Source organism: Microbacterium sp. NPDC055502, from assembly GCF_053643635.1.
Genome location: NZ_JBSHKJ010000001.1, coordinates 358,575 through 381,523, shown reverse-complemented (window position 1 = coordinate 381,523; position 22,949 = coordinate 358,575). Strand labels below are relative to the sequence as shown.

General features: G+C 71.9%; 22 protein-coding genes. 13 read left to right on the top strand and 9 right to left on the bottom strand.

What is annotated here, in order from left to right; genetic code table 11:
- Positions 1 to 393: a VOC family protein gene (locus ACWH95_RS01980; protein WP_136034763.1), complete on the bottom strand. Its 393-nt coding sequence runs from the start codon at positions 391 to 393 to the stop codon at positions 1 to 3.
- A gap of 105 nt (positions 394 to 498) precedes the next feature.
- Between ACWH95_RS01980 and ACWH95_RS01975 the strand changes: the two genes are divergently transcribed.
- Positions 499 to 1,815 carry an MFS transporter gene (locus tag ACWH95_RS01975; RefSeq protein ID WP_454120064.1) on the top strand — a complete coding sequence of 439 codons (1,317 nt, stop codon included), beginning with the start codon at positions 499 to 501 and terminating at the stop codon, positions 1,813 to 1,815.
- 7 nt (positions 1,816 to 1,822) lie between these two features.
- Here ACWH95_RS01975 and ACWH95_RS01970 read toward each other — a convergent pair whose 3' ends face one another.
- The 3 genes from ACWH95_RS01970 to ACWH95_RS01960 form a co-directional block, all read right to left on the bottom strand.
- Positions 1,823 to 2,344, bottom strand: coding sequence for a hypothetical protein (locus tag ACWH95_RS01970; protein WP_454120063.1), 522 nt, complete (start codon positions 2,342 to 2,344; stop codon positions 1,823 to 1,825).
- 82 nt (positions 2,345 to 2,426) lie between these two features.
- A complete protein-coding gene (locus tag ACWH95_RS01965) occupies positions 2,427 to 3,221 on the bottom strand; it encodes an alpha/beta hydrolase (protein WP_454120062.1) in 795 nt (264 codons plus the stop codon).
- A gap of 76 nt (positions 3,222 to 3,297) precedes the next feature.
- Complete coding sequence (locus tag ACWH95_RS01960; protein WP_454120061.1) at positions 3,298 to 4,131, bottom strand: zinc-ribbon domain-containing protein; 834 nt, start codon at positions 4,129 to 4,131, stop codon at positions 3,298 to 3,300.
- 68 nt (positions 4,132 to 4,199) lie between these two features.
- Here ACWH95_RS01960 and ACWH95_RS01955 point away from each other — a divergent pair, with 68 nt between their 5' ends.
- Positions 4,200 to 4,715: a GNAT family N-acetyltransferase gene (locus ACWH95_RS01955; protein WP_454120060.1), complete on the top strand. Its 516-nt coding sequence runs from the start codon at positions 4,200 to 4,202 to the stop codon at positions 4,713 to 4,715.
- 12 nt (positions 4,716 to 4,727) lie between these two features.
- Here ACWH95_RS01955 and ACWH95_RS01950 read toward each other — a convergent pair whose 3' ends face one another.
- The 4 genes from ACWH95_RS01950 to soxR all read right to left on the bottom strand — a co-directional run bounded on the left by ACWH95_RS01950 (position 4,728) and on the right by soxR (position 12,356).
- A complete protein-coding gene (locus ACWH95_RS01950; protein ID WP_454120059.1) occupies positions 4,728 to 6,128 on the bottom strand; it encodes a threonine/serine ThrE exporter family protein in 1,401 nt (466 codons plus the stop codon).
- A 51-nt stretch (positions 6,129 to 6,179) separates the two neighbouring features.
- The gene (locus ACWH95_RS01945; protein ID WP_136034775.1) at positions 6,180 to 7,208 is read right to left on the bottom strand and encodes a fatty acid desaturase family protein; all 1,029 of its coding nucleotides are present in this window, start codon (positions 7,206 to 7,208) and stop codon (positions 6,180 to 6,182) included.
- A 259-nt stretch (positions 7,209 to 7,467) separates the two neighbouring features.
- Complete coding sequence (locus tag ACWH95_RS01940) at positions 7,468 to 11,589, bottom strand: DUF7927 domain-containing protein (RefSeq protein WP_454120058.1); 4,122 nt, start codon at positions 11,587 to 11,589, stop codon at positions 7,468 to 7,470.
- A gap of 332 nt (positions 11,590 to 11,921) precedes the next feature.
- Positions 11,922 to 12,356 (bottom strand): redox-sensitive transcriptional activator SoxR, encoded by a 435-nt coding sequence (gene soxR / locus ACWH95_RS01935; protein ID WP_136034779.1) that lies wholly within the window; start codon positions 12,354 to 12,356, stop codon positions 11,922 to 11,924.
- Between the two features lie 96 nt (positions 12,357 to 12,452).
- Here soxR and ACWH95_RS01930 point away from each other — a divergent pair, with 96 nt between their 5' ends.
- The 8 genes from ACWH95_RS01930 (at position 12,453) to ACWH95_RS01895 (ending at position 19,286) form a co-directional block, all read left to right on the top strand.
- On the top strand, positions 12,453 to 13,214 hold the full coding sequence (locus tag ACWH95_RS01930) for a hypothetical protein (protein WP_454120057.1): 762 nt from the start codon (positions 12,453 to 12,455) through the stop codon (positions 13,212 to 13,214).
- A 91-nt stretch (positions 13,215 to 13,305) separates the two neighbouring features.
- A complete protein-coding gene (locus ACWH95_RS01925) occupies positions 13,306 to 14,625 on the top strand; it encodes a flavin monoamine oxidase family protein (RefSeq protein WP_454120056.1) in 1,320 nt (439 codons plus the stop codon).
- A gap of 128 nt (positions 14,626 to 14,753) precedes the next feature.
- Positions 14,754 to 14,918, top strand: coding sequence for a hypothetical protein (locus tag ACWH95_RS01920; RefSeq protein ID WP_206252752.1), 165 nt, complete (start codon positions 14,754 to 14,756; stop codon positions 14,916 to 14,918).
- 56 nt (positions 14,919 to 14,974) lie between these two features.
- Positions 14,975 to 15,343: a hypothetical protein gene (locus ACWH95_RS01915; protein ID WP_136034789.1), complete on the top strand. Its 369-nt coding sequence runs from the start codon at positions 14,975 to 14,977 to the stop codon at positions 15,341 to 15,343.
- A 173-nt stretch (positions 15,344 to 15,516) separates the two neighbouring features.
- Positions 15,517 to 17,145, top strand: a complete 1,629-nt coding sequence (locus ACWH95_RS01910; RefSeq protein WP_372490598.1) for an MFS transporter — start codon at positions 15,517 to 15,519, stop codon at positions 17,143 to 17,145.
- 1 nt (position 17,146) lies between these two features.
- Positions 17,147 to 17,602 (top strand): MarR family winged helix-turn-helix transcriptional regulator, encoded by a 456-nt coding sequence (locus ACWH95_RS01905; protein WP_136034793.1) that lies wholly within the window; start codon positions 17,147 to 17,149, stop codon positions 17,600 to 17,602.
- 61 nt (positions 17,603 to 17,663) lie between these two features.
- On the top strand, positions 17,664 to 18,158 hold the full coding sequence (locus ACWH95_RS01900) for a MarR family winged helix-turn-helix transcriptional regulator (RefSeq protein WP_136036657.1): 495 nt from the start codon (positions 17,664 to 17,666) through the stop codon (positions 18,156 to 18,158).
- Between the two features lie 39 nt (positions 18,159 to 18,197).
- Positions 18,198 to 19,286 carry an alkene reductase gene (locus tag ACWH95_RS01895; protein WP_454120054.1) on the top strand — a complete coding sequence of 363 codons (1,089 nt, stop codon included), beginning with the start codon at positions 18,198 to 18,200 and terminating at the stop codon, positions 19,284 to 19,286.
- Positions 19,287 to 19,304: 18 nt separating this feature from the next.
- Here the strand turns inward: ACWH95_RS01895 and ACWH95_RS01890 are convergent, their stop codons facing one another.
- A complete protein-coding gene (locus ACWH95_RS01890; protein WP_454120053.1) occupies positions 19,305 to 19,994 on the bottom strand; it encodes a DedA family protein in 690 nt (229 codons plus the stop codon).
- 170 nt (positions 19,995 to 20,164) lie between these two features.
- Between ACWH95_RS01890 and ACWH95_RS01885 the strand changes: the two genes are divergently transcribed.
- From ACWH95_RS01885 to ACWH95_RS01875, 3 genes are read left to right on the top strand one after another with little or no spacing between them, the layout of a single operon-like run.
- The gene (locus tag ACWH95_RS01885) at positions 20,165 to 20,314 is read left to right on the top strand and encodes a hypothetical protein (protein WP_168387185.1); all 150 of its coding nucleotides are present in this window, start codon (positions 20,165 to 20,167) and stop codon (positions 20,312 to 20,314) included.
- 42 nt (positions 20,315 to 20,356) lie between these two features.
- A complete protein-coding gene (locus ACWH95_RS01880; RefSeq protein ID WP_454120052.1) occupies positions 20,357 to 21,712 on the top strand; it encodes an aminotransferase class I/II-fold pyridoxal phosphate-dependent enzyme in 1,356 nt (451 codons plus the stop codon).
- Positions 21,709 to 22,941, top strand: coding sequence for an aminotransferase class I/II-fold pyridoxal phosphate-dependent enzyme (locus tag ACWH95_RS01875; protein WP_454120051.1), 1,233 nt, complete (start codon positions 21,709 to 21,711; stop codon positions 22,939 to 22,941). The genes ACWH95_RS01880 and ACWH95_RS01875 overlap by 4 nt, the downstream gene beginning before the upstream one ends.
- The last annotated feature ends 8 nt before the right edge of the window (positions 22,942 to 22,949 follow it).

Genomic DNA, 22,949 nt, shown 5'->3' with positions numbered 1-22,949 from the left:
CTAACCCGCGACGGCGGGGTCCCCCGCGAACGCGATCGCGCCCAGGAAGTTGTCGCTCGGGTCGCAGAACTTCAGGAACCGCGCGAAGCCCAGGTCCTCGATGCTGGCGATCTGCGTGTCGGACGCCCGCAGCCGCGCGGCCAGGTCGTCGAAGCGCTCCGTCTTGAGGAAGAGGGCCGGCTTCGTGTCGCCGTCCACGGTGACCCGCATCGGCGTGTACTCCGCCGCCTCCCAGAGCATGAGGTCGAGGCCGGGGTCCAGGCGCAGCATGGCGTAGGTCCCGTAGTGCGTGAGCACGCGGAAACCGAGCACGTCCGAGTACCAGCCGATGGCCTCGTCCAGGTTCTTCGCGGGCAGCTGGACATGGTCGAGGGCGGTGACGACGGGGGTCATGGGTGTCCTTCCGGGTGGGACTCCCAACCTATCCGCGGCCGCCGTGGGGAATGCCGCGTCCGATACCCGCCAGAACCTCGGGCGGCGGACTGCTGGGCTGAGGGGATGCACCCGCGAGCCCCCCGCCCTCCGCTGCCTCCGGCGTTCACGCGACTGTCCTGGTCGAGCGTCCTCACGCAGTTCGCCGAGCAGATCGCCCTGGTGGCCGTCCCGCTCGCAGCCGTGCTGCTGCTGGGCGCCGACGCCGCGGGCACGGCGCTGCTCCAGGTCGCGCAGACCCTCCCGTTCCTGCTGCTCGCCATCCCGTTCGGGCTCCTCGTCGACCGTTCGTCTCCGCGCCGGCTCCTCCTGCTGTCCGAGGCGCTGCGCGCGAGCACGCTCGTGGCGGTGATCGTCCTCCTCGCCCTCGACGCCCTGCGCTTCGAGTCGTTGCTGGCCCTCGGTTTCGCGGGAGCCGTGGGCACCATGGGCATCAGCGTCGCCGTGCCCGCCGCCGTTCCGCGCACCGTCTCGCGCGATCGCCTGGTCGACGCGAACCGGTGGCTGGAGCTCGGGCGCAGTGCGGCGTTCATCGGGGGGCCGGCCGTCGCCGGGGCGATCGTGTCGCTGGGCGGCGCCGACACCGCGTTCGTCGTGGCGACCGTCGCCTGCCTGGCCGCGCTGGCCGTGCTCGCGCGCACCGACATCCCCGCCCGCGTGGCCGCACCCCGCACGACACCCTGGCGCGACATCGGCGAGGGACTGCGCTTCGCGTTCTTCCATGCGCTGCTGCGGCCGATGATCGTGACCTCCTTCGTGTTCAACGTGGGGTGGTTTCTGCTGCAGTCGGTGTTCGTGGTCTACGCGCTCGACCGCCTCGGCATGACCCCCGCGACGGTCGGCGCCGCGATGGCCGTGTACGGCGGCGGCATGGTGATCGGCGCACTGCTCGCCCCGGTGCTGTCGCGACGGTTCGCGCTCGGCGCTCTGACGATGCTGGGGCCGCTCGGCGGGTTCGCCGCCGCGCTCCTGATGGCTGCGACGCTGTGGGTGCCGGCGCCGGCGTTCGCGTTCGCGGCGTATCTGCTGTTCGGGCTCGGGCCGGTGCTGTGGACCATCGGCACGACGTCGCTGCGTCAGGCGGTGACGCCGGTGTCGATGATCGGCCGGGTGTCGTCGGTGCTGGTCGTCGCCACGTACGGGGCCCGCCCGGTCGGCGCGGCGCTCGGGGCCGTGGTCGCCGCCGGGGTGGGAGTCGAGGCGTGCATCGTGCTGTGCGCCGGGGTGTTCGCCGCGCAGCTCGGCTACGTCCTGCTCTCGGCGCTGCGCCGGGTGCGGGAGATCCCCGCCGACGCCGCGGACGCTGCGGTCGAGGCGACACCGCCGGACGAGTCCGCGGGCGGACGGACGGCACCCTCCGCCCGGGGGTCCGCATCCGAGTAGTTCCGCGTCAGACCCGGCCCGATTGCGTGCGCAGCGCCCTGGCCTCGGCCCGCGTGATGCGCGCCTGGACCACGGAGGCGACGCCCAGCGCGGCACTCACCACCACCAGCCCCGCGACCACGAGGAACAGCACGTTCGCGTCGATCGTGTCGGACTGCCAGCGCGACAGATCGGTCGGGAGGGGGGCGGGCTCGCCGAGGATCGACGTGATCGCCGGATCGAGCACGAGCGTCGCGACCGCGCCGATCGCCGTGACGATCGCGGCGATCCCGAGTCCGTTCAGCGGGAGGTAGCGGATGACCAGCGCCGCGATCCAGACCGGGATCAGCGCGATCGCGGCGATCGGGACGGCGACGGTCGCCCAGCGGTCGGCCCGGCCGAGCGCCGCGAGCAGGATGAGCAGGAACAGGAGGATCGCGACGGTGCCCACGACCAGCGTGAGCAGCACGTTCAGCTGCCGGACCGCCGCCGTCCCGCGGCGGTGCTCGGCGACGAAGTCACCGAAGTCCTGTTTGGCGCTGTGTGTCATGTTGCCGAGTCAAGCGCGCGGGCGGCGTGCGGTTCAACATCCCGGAGGAAGTGCGGACTCGACCGTTCGGCCAGTCCCGGAATCACGCGGGTGTGCGTCCGCCCGTCGCTCCATCGGACGACAGCCGCGGCTCGCCGATGCCGGAGGCGGTGAGGGCACCGAGGGTCTCGTCGAGCCACGCGATGCTCTCGGGAACCCAGCTCCGGGCGCGCGGCGAGAGGGAGCGCGGGTTCAGGTGCGCCGCCCCGGTCGAGAAACCGTGGGCACCGTACGAGTAGACGTGGGCCTCGAAGGGCACTCCGGCTCCGGCCAGCGCGGAGGCGAAGGCGAGCGTGTTCTCCACGACCGTCACGTCGTCGTCGCGCGTGTGGAAGAGGAAGGTGGGGGCGGTGTCGGCCGTGACGTGCTCCGCCGGGTAGGGCATGCCCGGTCGGCAGCGGTCGGCGATCTCCGGCAGGATCACCGGGTAGCCGAGGATCGCGGCGGCGGGCCGGTGCTCGGCCATGGTCGCCGCGACCGCCGCGAGGTGCCCGCCGGCGGAGAACCCGATGACGGCGATCTTCGTCGGGTCGAGGTGCCACGCCTCGGCGTTCGCCGTGAGCTGTGCCATCGCCTGCTCGTAGTCGTCGAGCGGGCGCGGCCAGGCTCCCTGATCGCCGACCGAATAGCGCAGCACGAACGCCTGATACCCCGCCGCGAGGAACGGGTAGGCGACGGGATCCGCCTCCCGGTCGCTGCAGTACTGGTAGCCGCCGCCGGGGAGGATCAGCACGGCCGGGCGCGCCGTGACCCCGGCGAACTCGCCGTCGACGGGCTGCACGTAGCAGGTGAGCGTGACGCCGCGCTCGGCGTTCAGGGTGACGGTCTCGCCGAGCATCGGGGCGGCCTTTCGGGGTGGGGGCGGGGTGGTCGTCAGGCTACCAAGCGCGGGACGTCGCGGGGGAGCGCGGCGCTCACGCGCGCAGATACGGGTCGACGAGGAGCGGGCCCCGGATCTCGCGGAGCCGCTCGACGAGCCGATCGATCGCCGCCCGGCCGAGCCCCGTGAGCTGCACGTCGTACGGGCCGAGGGGTTCGAGCGGACCGGTGCGCAGCCGCACGACCTCCCAGCCGGCGCCCCGCACCGCGCGGTCCTTGCGGCGGTCGGCCTCCTCGCGCTTGCCGACGTGCTCGAGCCCGTGACGGCCGACGGAGTCGTACTCGATCACGACCCGCAGCTCGGGCAGCAGGATGTCGGGCCACACCTCGGTGTGCCGGAAGAACGGCCGCACGACCTTGATCGCGTTGAGGCCATCGGTGAACTCCAGCCGGTCGCGCAGCATCGCGCGCAGCTTCGCCTCGGCCGCCGACGCGGGCTTCGGCGCGCACGCGCTGAGGAACGGGGTGCCCTTCGGCAGGTCGGGGGTCTTCGTGCACAGCGCGGGGGCGGGCTTCTTCGGGCGGGCGGGCAGCGCGCGAGCCTCGCCCAGCACCACCGGCTGCGGGCGGGCGAGCGCGGAGCACTCCGGACACCACGACGAACGCCGCCGCACGCGCCCCGGTCGTTCGCGCTGCTCGGTCGGGGTGGCCGCGAACCGGTGCCCGAGCGGACACTCCCAGCACAGCAGCACGTCGGCGGCCAGCGGCACCTGCGACAGCGCGATGCCGTGGTTCAGCTCCGGGTGGTACTGGCGGACGAGCTCGGGATACGCCGACCACGCCGACCGGTAGGTGCCCACCGCGTAGGGCACGGCGGCACCGCGCGAGAACTGGCGTCTCGCCCACCACGTCGGCACGGGATCTGGCATGCGGGAGACGGTAGGCGCGACCTCCGACATCGGTCGCGGATGTCGGAGGTCGACGGCAGACTCCCCGCATGGACACCCTCGCCCTGCGGCCGTGGTCGCCCGCCGACCTGCCGCTGCTGCACGCCGCCAACACCCCGGAGATGACCGCGCATCTCAACGGACCGGAGAGCGAGGCGGAGATCCTGGCGCGTCACGAGCGGTACCTCCGGCTGCAGCGCGACGGCGAGGCGCGGATGTTCGCGATCGTCGACGAGAGCGGTACGCCGCTCGGCTCGATCGGGCGGTGGAAGGTCGAGGGAAGCGCGGGCCCCTCATGGGAGACCGGGTGGTTCGTGCTGCCCGCGGCGCAGGGGCGGAGGGTCGCCGCGCGGGCGCTGTCCCTCCTCGTCGCGGAGGCGCGCGAGCACCACGAGGGCCGGAGGCTGCTGCTTGCGTTCCCCGCGGTCGACAACCCGGCCTCCAACGCGGTGTGCCGCCGCGGCGGGTTCGAGCTCGTGGGCGTGGCAACCGAGCGGTTCCGCGGGGCCGACCTCACCGTGAACGGGTGGGCGCTCGACCTCACCGCGACCCCTCGCCCGCGCTGAGCCGCGCCCGCGTCAGCGCCGCACGCGCGCCCTGGTCTTCGCGACGCCCGAGAGGGTCGCCCGCACGGGGGTGCCGAGGTAGAGGCCGAGGGAGGCGCCGGAGGCGAGCGCGATGCCGATCACCGCGGCGTCGATGAGCGAGCCGCCCGTGGCGAGCATCCCGGCGGAGGTGCCCGCCGCGTGCACCATCTCCAGCAGCCCCTGGAACACCGCGACCCCGGGCACGAGCGGCACGATCGCCGCCGTCGTCACCGCGACCGAGGGCACGTGCAGGTTGTGCGCGATCAGCATGCCGACGAAGCTCGCCAGCAGCGCGCCGACCGCGCTCGCCGCCGCGGGGTGGAGGTGTAGCGCCACGGTGCCCGCGTACCCGGCGAGCGTCAGGGCGCTCAGCAGCGCGCTCACCAGGATGATCCGCAGTCCCGCGCCGTTGAACACCGCCACGGCGACCGCGATGATGACGGCACCGGCGAACTGGTTCAGCAGCGGCCCGAACGGGGCGGGGTCGTCGGGCAGCCCCATCGTGAAGCCGAGCACGCCGCCCAGCTCCAGCCCGACGAGGATGCCGATCACGACCCCGAGGGTCTGCATCGTGAGGTCGAGGATGCGGCCGCCCGCGGTGAGCGCGAAACCGTCGATCGCGTCCTGCGCGGCACCGACCACGGTGAGTCCGGCGAGCATGAGCACGATGCCGGACGCGACGATGATCGACGGCCGGATGCCCACGAAGGGCTCGACGCCGGCGCTGCCCAGCGCGGACACCGCGACCGCGACGACCGTCGTCACGAACCCGCCCGCGATCTGGCTGAAGAACAGGGGCACCCGCAGCCGCGCGAGCCCGGCCTGGGTGAGCGCGGCGCACAGGGCCGCGACGAACGTGAGCCCGACGATGATCGGGGAGGCGCCCAGCATGATGCTCACGCCCACCGCGAGCAGCGCACGGGCCACGATCACGACCGGCTGCTGGTAGCGGAACGGCATCCGCCGGATCACGCGGAAGGCGGTGCGGGCGGACTCCAGGTCGAGCCCGGCGTCGATGTCGGCGACCAGGGCCTGCACGCGCTGCAGCTTGGCGTGGTCGGGGGCGGCGACCCGCACCACGCGCACCAGGGTCTCCGGCCACACCTCTCCGCTGAAGTGGAACGACACCGTGATCGAGTTGTAGGTGACGTCGACCTGCACGCCCTTGAGTCCGTAGGCCTCGCACACGCGGGTGATCGCGAGGGTCACCTCGTGCGCGGACGCCCCCACCGCGAACATCGACTCGCCGATGCGGGTCGCGAGGTCGAGCACGCGCGGCACGGTGCGCTCGTCGATGACGGGCAGGGCCTCGGTGTGCGCGACGCTCGACGGGTCGGTGTGCAGCAGCCGGCGGACCGAGGAGAGCAGTCGCTGGGGAGAACGCGCGGACATGGAGTCCATTCTCCCGCGCCGCGACGGCGCCCCCGGCCGGCCGGGCGGCGGTCAGGCGCGGCGCAGCTGGGCGGCGGCGGGGCAGTCGAACGGGTCGCGCGCGGCGAGCCCCACCCGGTTGAGGTAGTCGATCACGATCGCGTAGGAGCGCACGAGGCTCGTCTCGGTGTACGCGATGCCGTTGGCGGCACAGTAGTCGCGCACGATCTCCCGCGCCTTCGCCAGGTGCAGGCGCGACATGTTGGGGAACAGGTGGTGCTCGACCTGGTGGTTCAGGCCGCCCATGAGCCAGGTGACCCAGCGGCCGCCGTGGATGTTGCGCGAGGTGCGCACCTGCTTGGAGAAGAAGTCGAGCTTGGCGTCGGGCGCGATGATCGGCATGCCCTTGTGGTTGGGGGCGAACGACGCGCCCATGTACACGCCGAACACCGCGAGCTGCACCCCGAGGAACGCGAACGCCATCCCGAGCGGCAGCATCAGGAACACCGGGATCAGGATGATCGCGAACCGGGCGACGATGAGCGACAGCTCGATCCAGCGGCCCTTCACGTTCTTGCGGGTGAGCAGGTGCTTGAGGCCGATGTAGTGCAGGTTGAGGCCCTCGAGCGTGAGCAACGGGAAGAACAGCCAGCCCTGCTTGCGGGTGATCAGCCGCACGAGGCCGCGGGACTGCGCGGCATCGGTCTCGAGGAAGGAGATCGTGTCGACCTCGATGTCGGGGTCGCGGCCGACCTGGTTCGGGTTGCCGTGGTGGCGGGTGTGCTTCGAGTCCCACCAGTGGTAGCTCATGCCGACGATCCCGGCGAGGATGCGCGCGAGGCGGAAGTTCGCGGGACCGGACGACAGGATCTGCCGGTGCGCTGCCTCGTGCGCGAGGAACGCGATCTGCGTGAAGACGATGCCGAGCGCCGCCGCGATGAGCAGCTGGAACCAGCTGTCGCCGAGCAGCAGGAAGCCGGTGACGCAGCCGGCGAGGGCCAGCAGCAGGGCGCCGCCGACGAGCGAGTAGAACACGGGGGTGCGCTGCAGCAGCCCGGTCTCCTTCACCACCTGCTGCACGTCGCGGTACGCCCGTGTCATCGGGGGGAATTCGGCGGTGCCCGCGTAGGTCTGGCGGACGGGGCCGAGGGTGGAGGCGGGGGAGGCGGTTCGGGTGAGAGAGATGATGCTCTCCTGTCGATCGGGAGCCCTTGAGCTGTGGAAGCCAAGGGCGGATGCCGATCGCTGTCCTCAGGCTAACCCGGCCCGCATACGCCGCACGGCATGCGTCGAAGCGGCTCCGCAGACGACGAGAGCGGGGTGGCCGGATGGCCACCCCGCTCCCGTCGAGCACCGTCGACTACTCGGCGTTCATGTCGCTCCGACGACGGCGGGCGACGACGTACACGCCGCTGCCGACCAGCAGGAGCAGGAGCGCGATCGGCACCGACCACACCGGCAGCTCGCCACCGGTGGTGGCCAGGCCCGGCATCGGCGGCACGTCGTGCTCGGTGCGGCACGGCTCGTTGGCCGCGCAGCCGCCGCGCGGGTCGTCGGTGGTGACGACGTTGTCGATGTCGCCATCGCCGTTGCCCGTGACGGTCACCGAGTAGGTGATCGTCACCACGTCACCCGCGACGAGGTCGCCGGTCCAGGTGAGGTCCACGCCGTCACGGGTCACGGTCCCCGCGGACGCGACCGCATCGTCGTTGTACGTGGCGTCGTCGAGCACCGCGGTCAGATCGTCGAGGATCCGCGCACCGGGGATCGGTCCGACGCCGGTGTGGCGCACCGTCAGGGTGTAGTCGATCACGTCGCCGCGGTCGACCCGTCCCGGTGCGGGGTCCGATGTCTTCTCGAAGGTGTACGCGCCGACCTGGTGCACCGTGGCGCAGTCGGTCTCGCTCTGGCAGCCCGGGCTCGTGACCACGTTGGGCAGCTGCCCGTCACCCGATCCGATCGCCCCGACGGTCACGGAGTACGTGATCGTCGCGACCTCGCCGGGCGCGAGCGTCGCGTTCCAGGTGAGGTTCGCACCGTCCATCGCCACCGTGCCGAGGCTCGCCGCCACGTCGCCGTTGTACGACGCGTCGTCGAAGACACCGGTCAGGTCGTCCGACAGCAGTGCGGCCACCGATCCGGCACCGTCCTGCGTGACCGTGATCGTGTAGTCGATCACCTGGCCGGCCGCGACCGTCGTGCCCGACACCGGGTCCGAGCTCTTCACGACGGCGTAGGTGCCGGTGTAGTGCTCGGTGGTGCACACCGACTCGGATTCGCAGCCGGGGCTGGTCACGACGTTGGTGAGCGTCGTGTCGCCACCCTCGACGACGGTGACCGAGTAGGTGATCGTCACCACGGCGCCGGGAACCAGGTCGCCCGTCCAGGCGAGCTGTGCCGTCGCCGGGTCGAACGTCGCGGCACCGCTGGTGGCGGTGATCGTGTCGTCCCACGTGGCGTCGTCCAGCACCTCGGACAGGTCGTCCGTGAGCGTCGCGCCCGTCACGGCGGCGAGGCCGGACTGGGTGACGGTCACGGTGTAGGTGATCGTGTCACCCGTGGCGACGTCGGTGCCCGGGGCGGGATCGGAGTCCTTCACGACGGAGTAGGAACCCGCGAGGTGGTTCGTCGTGCAGTCCTCCGGCGTGAGGCAGCCCGGGCTGGTGACCGTGTTGGTCAGGCTGGTGTCGCCCGCGGCGGTCACGGTCACCGAGTAGGTGATCGTGACGACGTCGCCCACGGCCAGGTCGCCGGTCCAGCTCAGCTCCTGCGTGTCCTCGTCGTAGTCGAGGTCGCCGGCGGAGACCTCCGCGTCGTCGTTCCACGTGGCGTCGTCGAGCACCTCGGGCAGCTCGTCGGTGAGGACGGCGTCCTGCACCGCCCCGCTGCCGGTCTGCGTCACCGTCACCGTGTAGGTGATGACGTCCCCCGGCTGGACGGCCGTCCCCGGTGCGGGGTCGGACGTCTTGACCACGGAGTACGCCCCGACGAAGTGCTCCGTGGAGCAGACGTCGGCGGTGGCACAGCCCGGGCTGGTGACGACGTTGAGCAGGTCGGTGTCTCCGGCGCCGCTGACCCCGACCGAGTAGGTGATCGTGGCCACCTCGCCCGGCTGGAGCGTGCCGTTCCACGTGAAGGCGTTCGTCGCGGGATCGAACGACGCGGTGCCGAGGTCGGCCGCCAGGTCGCCGTTCCACACGGCGTCGTCGAGCACCCCGGTCAGGTCGTCCGTGAGCACGGCGTCGACCGCGCCCGTACCCGCCTGGGTGACGGTCACCGTGTAGGTGATGGTGTCACCGGGGGCCACGTCGGTGCCCGACGCGGGGTCGGACTCCTTGACCACCGAGTAGGTGCCGTACAGGTGCGTCGTGCCGCACGTCTCGGGCGAGGCGCACCCGGGGCTGGTGACCTGGTTGATCAGCGACTGGTCGCCGTCTCCGGTGACGGTCACCGAGTAGGTGATCGTCACGACGGCGCCGGGGGCCAGGTCGCCCGACCAGTCCAGCTGCTCGCTGTCCTGGTCGAAGGACACCGTGCCGGCGGAGGCGACGAGGTCGTCGTTCCAGGTGGCGTCGTCGAGCACGTCGGAGAGGTCGTCGGTCAGCGTCGCGCCGTCCACGGAACCCTGACCGGTCTCGGTGACGGTGACGGTGAACGTCAGCTTTTGATCGTCGGACACGGTCGTGCCGGACGCAGGGTCCGAGGTCTTCACCACGGAGTACGCGCCGATCGGGTGCACCGTCGAGCAGTCGTCCGCGGTCGCACAGCCGGGGCTGGTGACCACGTTGCCGAGACTGTAGTCGCCCGCGGGCAGGTCTGACATGTCGTCGACGGTCACGGAGTAGGTGATCGTCGCGGTCCCGCCCACGGGGAGGGTGCCGTTCCACGACAGGGTGGTTCCGGTCACGTCGACCGTTCCCGTGCTGGCGGTGACGTCGCCGTTGTACGCGGCGTCGTCGAGCACGTTCGCGAGGTCGTCGGTGAGCGTGGCGTCCGCGGGGACGTTGCCCACCTGTGCCACGTCGATCGTGTAGGTCACCACGTCACCCGACTGGACCGACTCGCCGTCGGCCGGGTCGGACGACTTCACCACGGTGTAGTTCGCCGCGGGTGCGACGATGATCTGCTCCTGCTCGTCGACCGGCGTGAAGGTCCAGTCGTCGATGTGGCGCACGTCGCCCCAGGGGCCGTCGACGCCGTTGTTCGCGTTGTTGGGCTGGATGCTCATGTCGCAGGGCCAGCCGTGCACGCCGCCGGGGACAGCGCTCGCCGTCCCCGCCCGTCCGTCCATCACGGGCGGAAGGCAGTCCGTGCGGTGATTCGCGAGCTCCAGGGTCGTGTCGTTCCAGTACAGGGTGGACGACCCGGCCGCCGGGCCGTTGATCGCGGTCACGGAGATGCCGCCGCGGCTCTCGATGTCGGAGTTGACGAAGTGGATCTCACCCGCCTTGGAGATACCGGCGCGCGCGGCGAACTGCGTCGTCGCGGGAATCGGTGCTCCGAAGGCGTCGAGTCCGTCGAAGGACACCGTCTGCGCGCCGTCCCCGTTGACCGCCACGGTGATCAGGCGATCGCCCGCGGTTCCGTAGAAGCCGTCGGCGTCCGCGTCGACCCAGAGGTCGACCGAGCCGACGTGACCGCTCGTGGTGAAGGTGAACGTGCCGGCACGCGTGTCGTTGCCGGCGGGCGCGAACGCGAAGCCGGAGATGTCCGGTGTTTCCGGCGCGGGCAGCACGAAGTGGCTGCCGTCCACGGCAGAAGCCGACGCGGGGAGGTCGGCCGCGGGCGTCTCGAAGAAGATGTGGTACGGCACACCGCACGAGTCGCTCGGCTCGATGCCGGGGATCTCCGAGCCGGTGGGCGCTCCCATGGCCGCGCTGCCGTAGTACGGCGTGCACGTCCCTGGCAGCACGTTGCCGAACTGGTTCACCTGGAACCGGCTCGAGATGCCGCGGAAGTCCGAGTACGTCGACCGGTACTGGTAGCCCGTCGAGCCGACGTACCAGAGGTCGAAGGTCGCCGGTTCCGTGTCTTCCATGATGAAGTCGTCGGACCACACGCGGCCGGGGATCGGCGTGCCGCCCGAGCTGACGGTGATGTTCCACTGGAAGGTGCCGGCGGCGGCCTGCGAGTCGGCGACGGGACGGACGAAGTCGATCGTCCAGATGCCGCTGACCGCCGCCGTCTGGGTGCCGAACGTGCAGGCGGTGCCGACGACCGCGTCGGCGGCCACGGTGCACTCGAACGTCTCACCGGACGGCGATGTGGCCCGGAGCGTGGCCGACTGGGATCCGACCCCTCGCACGAGCTTCGAGATGTCGCCGGTGAGCTGTTCGCCGGCGTTGACGTAGGCGAAGAACTGGTTGGTCTGACGAAGCGTCGTCGTGCCCCAGCTCTGGGTGGCCTCGGCGCTCGGAGCGGGGCCTCCGAGCGTGCTCACCCCGACCAGTGCCGAGGTGACGAAGAGCGATGCCAGGAGCATGCTCGTGAATCGGCGCACGCGACCGGGTGGTCGCGAGAGTACTGCTGCTGTGGAATCCACGGGTATCCCTTCAATGGTTGGTCGATCACGCCGGCGCGACGACACCGTGCGACGACGTGATGATCGGTTCCCTCGCGGACGCGCACCCGCGCCTGGCTGTCGGGACAGCCCGCGACCGTGAGGACGGCAACACGGATGGACGTGTGCCGTCTAGAAGGTAAAGGGTTACTCGTTACCGACACAACGCCGTTCGGACGGCCTGGCGGCCCGACGCAGAGGTCTGGCCGATCGTCGGATCCGCGCTGGACGAACGTCGAGCGCGGCGTGCCCGGTCAGATGCGGCGGGGGCCCGGACCGTCGTCGCCGAGGGTGTCGTCGGGATTGAGCAGGCGGCACGCCTTGAGCGACAGGCAGCCGCAGCCGATGCACCCCGTGAGCTCGCGCTGCAGGTGTTCCAGCTGGGTGCGACGCTCCTCGAGCTGTGTGCGCCACAGCTTCGCGACCCGGCGCCAGTCGGCGTGCGAGGGCGGCGTGTCGATGGGCAGCGTCTGGAACAGCTCCTGCACCTCGCTGAGCGGGATGCCGATGCGCTTGGCGACGACGATCAGCGAGACGCGGCGGAGCATGTGCCGGCGGTAGCGGCGCTGGTTCCCCGCGGTGCGCGTCGACGAGATAAGGCCGAGCTGCTCGTAGAAGTGCAGCGCGGAGGGGGCGACGCCGGTGCGCCGGGTGACCTCGCCGATCGGAAGCAGGTCTTCGGGTTCCATCGTGCGCTCCCTTCGCTCGACCTCAACAATAGATGAGGTCTGCGCGGGTGCGGGGCGACGGCGGCGCCCCTCCACCGGAGAACGGGGAGGGGCGCCGTGGGGCGAGGGCGGCTCAGCTCGCTCGCCCTGTGGTTCGTGCGGCACGAGAAGCGCAGCCGCATCGGGATCCTTTCCCGGGTCACGTTCGTGCGCGGCTCCTCCCTCGGGTGGGTGTACCTGACGGTCGCGGTGCTGGCCTTCGCGATCGGCACGGAGGCGTTCATCCCGCTCTTCGGGCAGGAGATCGGGGGACTGATGCCGTTCGTCGCCGGGCTGCTCGGTGCGGCGCTGTCGCTCGGGTGGTCCGTCACGCAGATGTTCACCGCGAACGCCACGGGGGTCCGGTCCCGGCGGGTGCTCATCACGGTCGGCCCGCTCACGGTCGCGCTCGGGCTCGCCGCGTACGGGCTGCTCCAGCACGAGGACCCGTCGGCACTCGTCGTCGCGCTGCGGTTCGTCACGCTGTTCGTCGCCGGTGCGGGGATCGGCCTGGGCTTCCCGCACCTCACGGTCGCGGCGCTCGGCAGCACGCGCGATGAGGAGGAGGGGGCGAAGGCGGCGGCCGCCGTGAACACGGTGTTCCTCATCGCGAGCGCCTTCAGCGCGGCGATGGCGGGCGTGCTCGTGAACCTGGCGCTGCCCGACCTGGTCGGCTCGGCGCGGCTGCTGATGCTGACCTTCGCGGTCGTGTCCGTGCTCGGCATGATTCTGGCGCGCGGAGCGAGCTGGGGCATCGGGCTTCGCGCGGACGCAGACGACGCGGACGACGCGACGCCCGCCACCACGGCGGTCCCGCGTCGGGCGACGGACGCGGGGTGACCCGCGTCCGTCGAGGTGATGGGGCGGTGGCGACGGGCGGGGATGGGTATCGTCGAGGCGAGGACGCCGATGTCCCGCCGCGGGAGGAATCATGGAACGGGTCGACACGGTCGTGGTCGGAGCCGGGGTCGCGGGACTGACCGCGGCACGGCTGCTGCAGGACGCCGGGCGCACGGTGGTCGTGCTGGAGGCTCGGGACCGCGTCGGCGGTCGCGTGCACACGGATCGGACGGACGGCGCCACCGACCTCGGCGCCTCGTGGATCCACGGCGTCGACGGGAGCCCGGTGGCGGCGGCGGCCGCGGCCTTCGGCATGCGCACGGTCGAGTTCACGGTGGGCGGCTACCAGGTCGACGGTCGTCCGATCGCGAACTACGGCGTGGACGGGCGGCGGCTGCCCGATGAGGCCGCCCGTGCCTTCGCGGCCGACGTGCACGCGGTCGATGCCGTCCTGCCCGAGGTCATTGCGGCGTCGGCGCCCGAGGCCTCGTACCGCGAGGCCACGGAGGAGGCCCTGGCGCGGCAGGGGTGGGATGCGGATCGCACCCAGCGCGTGCGCGAGTATCTGGAGCACCGCGCGGAGGAGCAGTACGGCGCGTGGATCGAGGACCTCGCGGCGCACGGGCTCGACGACGACCAGATCGACGGCGACGAGGTCGTGTTCCCCGACGGCTACGGCGCGCTGCCCGAACGGCTGGCGCAGGGTCTCGACGTGCGGCTCGGCCACGTGGTGACGGCCGTCGACTGGACCGACGGGGTGCTGGTGCACACGGGGCGCGGCGTGTTCGCGGGCGACACCGCCGTGGTGACGCTGCCGGTCGGGGTGCTCCACTCCGGGGCGGTCGACATCGTGCCCCCGCTGCCTTCGGCCAACGCCGACGCGCTCGGACGGCTGCGCATGAACGCGTTCGAGAAGGTGTTCCTGCGCTTTCCCGAGCGGTTCTGGGACGAGGGCGTCTACGCCATCCGGCAGCAGGGCCCGGAGGGCCGCTGGTGGCATTCCTGGTACGACCTCACCGCGGCGCACGGGCGTCCGACGCTGCTGACCTTCGCCGCGGGGCCGGCGGCGACCGCGACGAGGGACTGGGCAGACGAGCAGGTCGTGGCCTCGGTCATGGCGCAGCTGCGGCGGCTGTACGGCGACCGGGCCGTGGAGCCCGTGGCCGTGCACCGCACCGCGTGGCAGGACGACCCGTTCGCGCACGGCTCGTACGCGTACATGACGCTCGGTTCCACGACCGCCGACCACGACGATCTCGCGACGCCGATCGGGGGCGTGCTGCACCTCGCCGGGGAGGCCACCTGGACAGATGACCCCGCGACCGTGCCGGCCGCGTTGCTGTCCGGTCACCGCGCCGCCGAGCGCATCCTGGACGCGGCCGTCCCGATCGAGCGGCTCTGGGCCGACTGACCCCTGGGTGCTCGACGGGCGGGCTCGTGCTCGCGGGAGTGTGGGGCCTGGCGTGACGGCGGTCAAGCCCCTGCGCTCGGCCGTGGTCGCGCGCGTAGCGTCGGGGCACCAGACAGAGGAGGCACGACATGAGTGATCCGCAGAACACGCAGGGCACGCCGGGGGCCGACGAAGAGGCCGACACCGCCTCGGGTGGCGCACCCGACGAGGGCGGCGACACGACGGACGAGGTGCTGGAGCGCGAGACCACCGACGACGAGGGGCGCCCGCTCGACAACCCGTCGGGCGGCTGACCCCGCGGGGGTGGCGGGTCAGGATCGGTCCAGGTGGCCCGGGTTACCCTCGGGTCATGCGCCGATTCGCCGTCGTCCCCCTCCTCCTCGCCGCCGGGCTCCTCGCGGGCTGCTCGCAGGTCACCCAGGCGGCCGGCGACGCCCTCGGGGTCGATGTGCAGGGCGCGTGCGCCACGATCGACGACGCCTACGCGCAGTACCAGGGTCTGCTCGACCAGGGTGGGGCGACCGCGGAACAGGCGGATGCGGCGCGCGATCGGCTGGTGGCGACGCTCGACGATCTGGCGGCCGGGATCGACGGCCACCTGGGGGACGTGATCGCCTCGGGTGCCGATCAGATCGATGGACTGGGAGACCTCCAGTCTCCGGAGACAATCCAGGCCGTGGAGCAGTTGCACGAGTCGCTGGGGGCGTTCTGCGGCTGACGCGGACGGGGCTCCCGGGATAGTTGCGTTTTCGCAACCATCGGCGTATGGTTGATCTCGATCAACTTTCTACGCAGGAGCGTTCCCCCTTGTCACACACCTCTTCTTCTCCGGCCGACGCCACGCGCTCGGCCCGCGAGGTCTTCACCGCGATCTCCGGCCTCATCGTCGGCATGTTCGTCGCCGTGCTCTCGGGCACCGTGGTGTCGACCTCGATGCCGGTCATCATCGCCGACCTCGGCGGCACGCAGTCCCAGTACACGTGGGTCATCACCGCGAGCCTGCTGGCCACCGCCGTCTCCACCCCGATCTGGGGCAAGCTCGCCGACCTCGTCGACCGCAAGGTACTCATCCAGATCTCGCTGATCCTCTTCACGGTCGGCACCGTGATCGCCGGGTTCTCCACCGACACGAACATGCTCATCGCCGTGCGGGTGATCCAGGGCATCGGCGTCGGCGGGCTCATGTCGCTGGTCATGATCGCGGTCGCCCTCATCATCTCGCCGCGCGAGCGCGGCAAGTACATGGGCGTCGTCGGCGGGATCATGGCCCTCGGCACCATCGGCGGCCCGCTGCTCGGCGGCGTCATCACCGACGCGTGGGGCTGGCGCGCCAACTTCTTCGTCGGCGTCCCGTTCGCGATCGTCGCGCTCGTGCTGCTGCAGTTCACGCTGCACCTGCCCAAGCCGCAGCGCGACACGAAGGTGTCGATCGACTACTTCGGCATCGTGCTCCTGGCCGTGGGCGTGTCCAGCCTCCTCATCTGGGTGTCGATGGGTGGCAACCAGTTCGACTGGGACTCCTCGACGAGCATCGTGCTCGCCGTGATCGCCGGCGTCGCCATCGCCGGGTTCGTGGCGGTCGAGTTCTTCGTGAAGGAGCCGATCGTGCCGATGTCGCTGTTCCGCAACCGCACGTTCACGCTGTCGGTCATCGCCTCCATCGCGATCGGCGTCTCGATGTTCGCCACCTCGGTGTTCCTCGCGCAGTACTTCCAGCTCGCTCGTGGCGCCACGCCCACCGAGTCCGGCCTCATGACCATCCCGATGATCATCGGGCAGATGGGTGCGTCGATCATCATCGGCCAGCTGGTCAGCCGCTTCGGCAAGTGGAAGGGCTGGATGCTCACGGGCTCCGTGCTCGCCACGGTCGGCGTGAGCCTCATGTCCACGCTGCGCTACGACACCCCGTTCATCCTGGTCGCCGTCTACATGTTCGTGCTCGGGGCCGGCCTCGGCATGGTCATGCAGAACCTCACCCTCATCGTGCAGAACGACACCGATCCGCGTCAGCTCGGCGCCGCGTCGTCGAACGTCAACTTCTTCCGCACGATCGCCGGCACCATCGGCGTGACCGTGATGGGATCGCTGCTCTCCTCGAGCGTCGCGACGTACGTCAAGGACGGGCTCGAGGGCTTCACGCCGTCGAGTCAGGCGGAGGTCGACGCGCTGAAGCACCTCGCCTCGGGCGACGTGCCGAAGGTGGGCCAGCTGCCCGACGCCATCCGCTCGATCGTCGAGAGCGCCTACGGCCACGGTATCGCCGACGCGTTCATCATCGCCATCCCGCTCGCCGTGATCTCGATCATCGCGATCGCGTTCATCAAGAACAAGCCGCTGTCCACCAAGAACGCCGCGGAGCAGCTGCGCGAGCAGGCCGAGGAGTCGGTCATCGAGGTGTCGGAGGCCGAGGTGGGCGCCTCGCTCTCCACGGGCACGATCCGTACCACGCGGGCCGAGCCGGCGACCACCACGGGAACGGTGGGCGTGCTCGAGCGCGAGGATCGGACGCGGGAGCGCTGAGATGATCGCCCCCGACGCGGTCGGCACTGCCGACGTCGACACGGCGCTCAGCGACCTGCAGGCGCACCTCAACCTGATCTTCGCGCGGACCCGGTCGCTGTGGAAGGAATCCGCAGCCCGGGTCCACCCGGAGCTCCCGGTGGCGGGGTACAAGCTGCTCACGTTCATCGACAGGGCCGGGTCGGCCAATGCGCACGAGCTCGCCGAGCGCTTCGACATGGACAAGTCGGTCGTCAGCCGCCAGGTGCGGATGCTCGAGGAGCTGGGGCTGCTGGACTCCCATCCCGACGAGCGTGACGGCAGGCTGCGGGTGCTGACCGCGACCCCGGGGGCGTGCACCGCGCTCGCCGAGGTCCGTCGCGAGTACGGCACCCGGCTGCGGGCCGTGATCGACCAGCTCACGCCGCGCGAGATCGAGGCCGCGTCCAAGGCCTTCCGGCTGCTGTCGGAGGTGTGACGCCGCCCGCCCGAAGCCCCGCCACCCCGGAGGTGGCGGGGCTTCGCCGTACACTGGCGGCATGAGTGCCCCGTCCGACCCCGCCCCCGGCGAGGGCGCCGTCGACACCTCCGCGTCGTCGGAGATCGACGTCGATCACGCCGCCGTGGTGCGCGTCGAGCACGAGCTCGGGCGACTGATCGCCCGCATCCGCGTCGCCTGGCGCGAGGCCGCGGTGACGGTGCATCCCGAGCTGCAGCCGCTCGGCTATCAGGTGCTCACCTCGATCCTGTCGGGCAAGGCGGCGACGGCCGGTGCCCTCATCGAGCGGCTCCAGACCGACAAGTCCGCCGTCAGCCGGCAGGTGCGGCAGCTCGAACAGCTCGGACTCGTCGAGAGCATCCCCGACCCGGAGGACCGCCGTGCCCGTCGGCTCGTGGCGACGCCCCTCGCGCAGGAGCGGGTGGCACTCGCGCGTTCCCGCTACGAGGGGCGGATCGGCGAACGACTGCGGAAGTGGTCGACCGCCGATCTCGACCACTTCGCGACCCTGCTGGCCGACCTCGGCGGCGGCTGAGCGGGAATACCGCGGGCGCTGCGGGGATTGGTCCCCACTGTGACTCTTTACGACCCCGCCCTCCTCGGCGCCCTGCCGCTGTCCAACCGCGTCGTCATGGCGCCCCTCACGCGCACCCGCGCCGGCGCCGACGGCGTGCCGACGCCGGTCATGGAGGAGTACTACCGCCAGCGGGCCGGGCAGGGCCTCATCGTCTCCGAGGGCACCTGGCCCGCCCGTGAGGGCATGTCCTACCCGGGTCAGCCGGGCATCGTCACCCCCGCCCAGATCGAGGGGTGGCGTCGCATCACCGACGCCGTCCACGCGGCCGGCGGCACGATCGTGATGCAGCTCATGCACGGCGGACGCGTCGGGCACCCCGCCATCTCGGGTGAGCCGCGCGTCGTGGGGCCGAGCGCCCTCGCCGCCCCCGGCCAGACCCGGACGCCGGAGGGGAAGCGCGACCTTCCCGTCGCGCACGCGCTCACGCTCGACGAGATCCCCGTGGTCGTGGAGCAGTTCGCGCAGGCCGCGCGCAACGCGGTCGCCGCGGGCTTCGACGGGGTCGAGGTGCACGGCGCGAACGGCTACCTGGTGCACGAGTTCCTGTCGCCGGTGTCGAACGTGCGCGACGACCGCTACGGCGGGTCGCCCGAGAACCGCGCGCGCTTCGCGATCGAGGTCACGGCGGCCGTCGCGGCCGCGGCCGGCGCGGACCGCACGGGTATCCGCCTGTCGCCGCAGCACGGCATCCAGGGTGTTCTGGAAGACGACGCGGATGACGTGCGGGCCACATACACCGCGGTCGCCGAGGGGCTCGCGCCGCTCGGCCTCGCGTTCCTCGACGTGCTCCACGCCGAGCCGTCGGGCGACCTCGTGCAGCACCTCCGCCGGGTGGCGGGCGCGCCGCTGATCGTCAACACGGGCTTCGGCGTGCCCACCACGCGGGAGTCCGCGGAGGAGCTGGTGGCGGAGGGGTGGGCCGACGCGGTCGCGGCGGGCCGCCCGGTGATCGCGAACCCCGACCTGGTGGAGCGCTGGCGCACCCGCGCGGAGCTGAACGAGCCGCGTCCCGAGCTCTTCTACGGCTCCGCGGCCGAGGGGTACGTGGACTACCCGTCGCTCGAGGGCGTGCGCTCCGGGAACTGACGGCGGGAGGGGTCGGCGTCAGGCCGGCCCCTCCTCCTGCTCGCGCCGCGCGGCCGCCTCGCGCATCCGCCGCCGGATGCGCAGCGCGATGAAGACCACGAGCAGCAGAACGATGGCGCCGACCGCGATGTCGGAGAGCAGGCCGCTCCACTGCTCCAGGATCGGGCGGATCGCGGGGCCGAACGCGAAGCCCAGGCCGATCCAGATGCCGTTCCACACCGCCGACCCGATGGTGGTGTAGAGCGTGAAGCGCCACAGGGCCATGCGCTCGATGCCGGCCGGGATGGAGATGAAGGAGCGCACTAGCGGCATGCACCGGCCGAGCAGCACCGCGCGGCCACCCCACCGCTGGAAGAACGCCTCCGCCTTGTCGAAGTCGTCGTGGTCGAGCAGGGGGATGCGACCGACGAGGCGTCGTGTGCGGTCCCGGCCGATCGCGGCACCGATCGCGTACCAGATCCAGGCCCCGACGAGACCGCCGATCGTGGCGGCCGCCCAGGCGCCCCAGGCGCTCATACGTCCGTCGTACGCGAGGAAGCCGGCGGCGGGGAGGATCGCCTCCGAGGGGATCGGCGGCACGAAGGTCTCGATGAGCACGGCCAGCCCGACGCCAATCTCGCCGAGCGACTCGATCAGGCTGAGGACCCAGCCGATGAAGCCCTCGTATCCGGACTGGGGGGCGGCGAGGGCGAGGGTGCCGTGGGTCATCGTGTCCTCTGTCGGGGGATCGCGGTGATCGTGCGGGGGTCCCCTGCACGGTATCGCCCCTCCCTGGGCTCCACCTGCGCGGGTGCCGCACGCTCGCGCGTCCTGTCAAGGTGCTGGTGCGCGCAGGTCCGGTCGGCCGATGCTGGGACATCCGACCCCGAGGAGGAGACATGTCCGATCAGCGACGCGACGAGACGACCGGGTTCCACGGTGAACCGCCGACGGCGAACAACGGCGAGGGCGACGCCCCGGAGGTCGACGTCACCGACCTTGGTGAGGAGGAGCGGGAGGACGGCGTGGAGGTGGACGACCGCCCTTAGCCCGACTTTGACATAGGTCAATATCTGGCCTACGGTCGAGGCATGGCCTCGGAAGACTCGCGCGATCCCCTCCACGACCGGATCGCCGGGTCGACCGCCGCTGAGATCTCCGACAGCATCCGCGACCTCGTCGAGCGCGGCGCCCTCACCGCCGGCGACCAGCTGCCTCCCGTGCGCACCCTCGCCGAGCGCCTCGGCGTCAACCGCAACACGGTGCTGGCGGCCTACCGGGCCCTCGTCGTCGCGCGCATCGCGGCCACCGGCGGGCGCACCGGCACCACCGTGCTCGGCCCGGGGACCGGTCCCGACGAGGGTTTCACGCCGGGCACCGTGCTGCGCGACATCGGCAGCGGCAACCCGCAGGCGGCGCTGCTGCCCGACCTCGCCGCGGCGTTCGCGACCGTGCGCCCGGAGCACGTGCTGTACGGCGAGTCCGTCATCGACCCCGAGCTCGCCGAATGGGCGACCACGTGGATCGCCGAAGACCACCCGCGCCCGTTCCGGCTCTCGGTCACGGCGGGGGCGGTCGACGCGGTCGAGCGGCTCCTCGCCCAGACGCTCGTGCAGGGTGACCGCGTCGGGCTGGAGGACCCGTGCTTCCTCTCCAGCATCCAGACCGCGCGGCTCGCGGGGTACGCCCCCGTCGCCATCCCGGTCGACGCCGAGGGGATGACGGTCGACGGCGTGCGCGCGGCCCTCGACAGCGGGGTGCGCGCGATCGTCTGCACGCCCCGCGCCCACAACCCGACGGGCGCGAGCATCACCCCCGCGCGCGCGGCCGAACTGCGCGCCGTGCTCGCCCCCTACCCGCACGTGCTGCTGATCGAGGACGACCACTTCTCGCTGCTCGCCCCCACGCCCTACGCCAGCATCATCGCGCCCACCCATGCGCGCTGGGCCCTGGTCCGTTCGGTGTCGAAGTTCCTCGGACCCGACCTGCGTCTCGCTGTCACGGCGTCCGACCCGGTCACGGCCGGACGCCTGGCCCTGCGACTGAGCCCCGGCACGATGTGGGTCAGTCACGTGATGCAGCGTCTCGCCGCCGGCATGCTGCGCGATGCCGATGTGCGGGAGCAGATCGCCAGAGCCGGCGCGCACTACGCCGCCCGCCACGCCGACTTCGTCGCACTGCTGCGCGAGCGCGGGATCGCGGCCGACGACGGGGCCGGGCTCAACGTGTGGCTCGACGCGCACGACGATGCCGCGCGCGCGGCCGAGCGTCTCGCCGCGCGCGGCTGGCTCGTGCGCTCGGGAGCAGACTTCGCGCTCGAGCACGGGGGGCCGGGCGCCCGCCACCTCCGCCTCACGGTGCACGACCTTGACGACGACGACCTGCAGCGCCTGGCCGACGATGTCGCGGCGGTCGTCACGGTCGCGGGGCGGGAGTCCGCGGGATGACCGGGGTGCTGCGCGTCGGGCGCTCGTCGCGGCTCGACGGCGTGCAGTACGACCTGCGCGGCACGGTGGCCGCGCGGGCCGCGGAGCTCGAGGCCCGCGGCGAGGAGATCCTGCGGCTCAACATCGGCAACCCCGCGCCCTTCGGGTTCGAGGTGCCGACGGTGATCGTGGAGGCGCTGCGGGCCGCCCTGCCGCACGCGCACGGATACTCCGAGTCGCTCGGCCTGGTCGAGACCAGGGAGGCGATCGCGGCGCACTACGCCCGGCGCACGGGCTTCCCGCGGGTGGACCTCGACGACGTCACGGTGGGCAACGGCGTCTCCGAGCTGGTCGGCCTCGTGCTGCAGGCGCTGCTCGAACCCGGTGACGAGGTGCTCGTACCGAGTCCGGACTACCCGCTGTGGACGGCGTCCACGGTGCTCGCCGGTGGCACCGCGGTGCACTACCCCTGCGTCGAGGAGGAGGGCTGGCTGCCCGACCTCGACGCGATGGCCGCGCTGATCGGCCCGCGCACGGTGGCCATCGTGGTCATCACCCCGAACAACCCCACGGGGGCGGTGTACGACCGGCGCACGCTGGAGGGCATCGCCGAGCTGGCGCGACGGCACGGGCTCCTGCTGCTGTCCGACGAGATCTACGACCGGGTCGTCTATCCCGGGCACGCGCACCTGTCGATGGCGGCGGTCGCGTCGGATCAGCCGTGCGTGACGTTCGCGGGACTGTCCAAGACCCATCGCATCGCCGGGTACCGCGCCGCGTGGGCGGTGACCTGCGGCTTCGCGCCCGACGACCCGTTCCTGTCCGGACTGCGGCTGCTGGCCTCGCTGCGCATGTGCGCCTCCGTGCCGGCGCAGCACGCGATCACCGCGGCGCTGGAGCACGACACCTCGCTCGACGCCCTGGTCGCCGCCGACGGCAGGCTCACGGTGCAGCGCGACGCCGCCACCGCCGCGTTGCGGGCGATCCCCGGTGTCGAGGTGACGGAGGCGGGCGGCGGGCTCTACCTCTTCCCGCGGCTGGACCCCGCGCGCTACCCGGTGCTCGACGACGAGCGTCTGGTGCTCGACCTGCTCGACGCGGAAGGGATCCTCCTGGCGCACGGCCGCGGGTTCCACTGGCCGCGGCCCGACCACCTGCGGATCGCGTTCCTGCCGGAGGCGCCGGTGCTGGTGGATGCACTGCGGCGCTTCGGCGGGTTCCTCCAGGGCTACTCTCCGCCGGGGAGCTGACGCCGTAG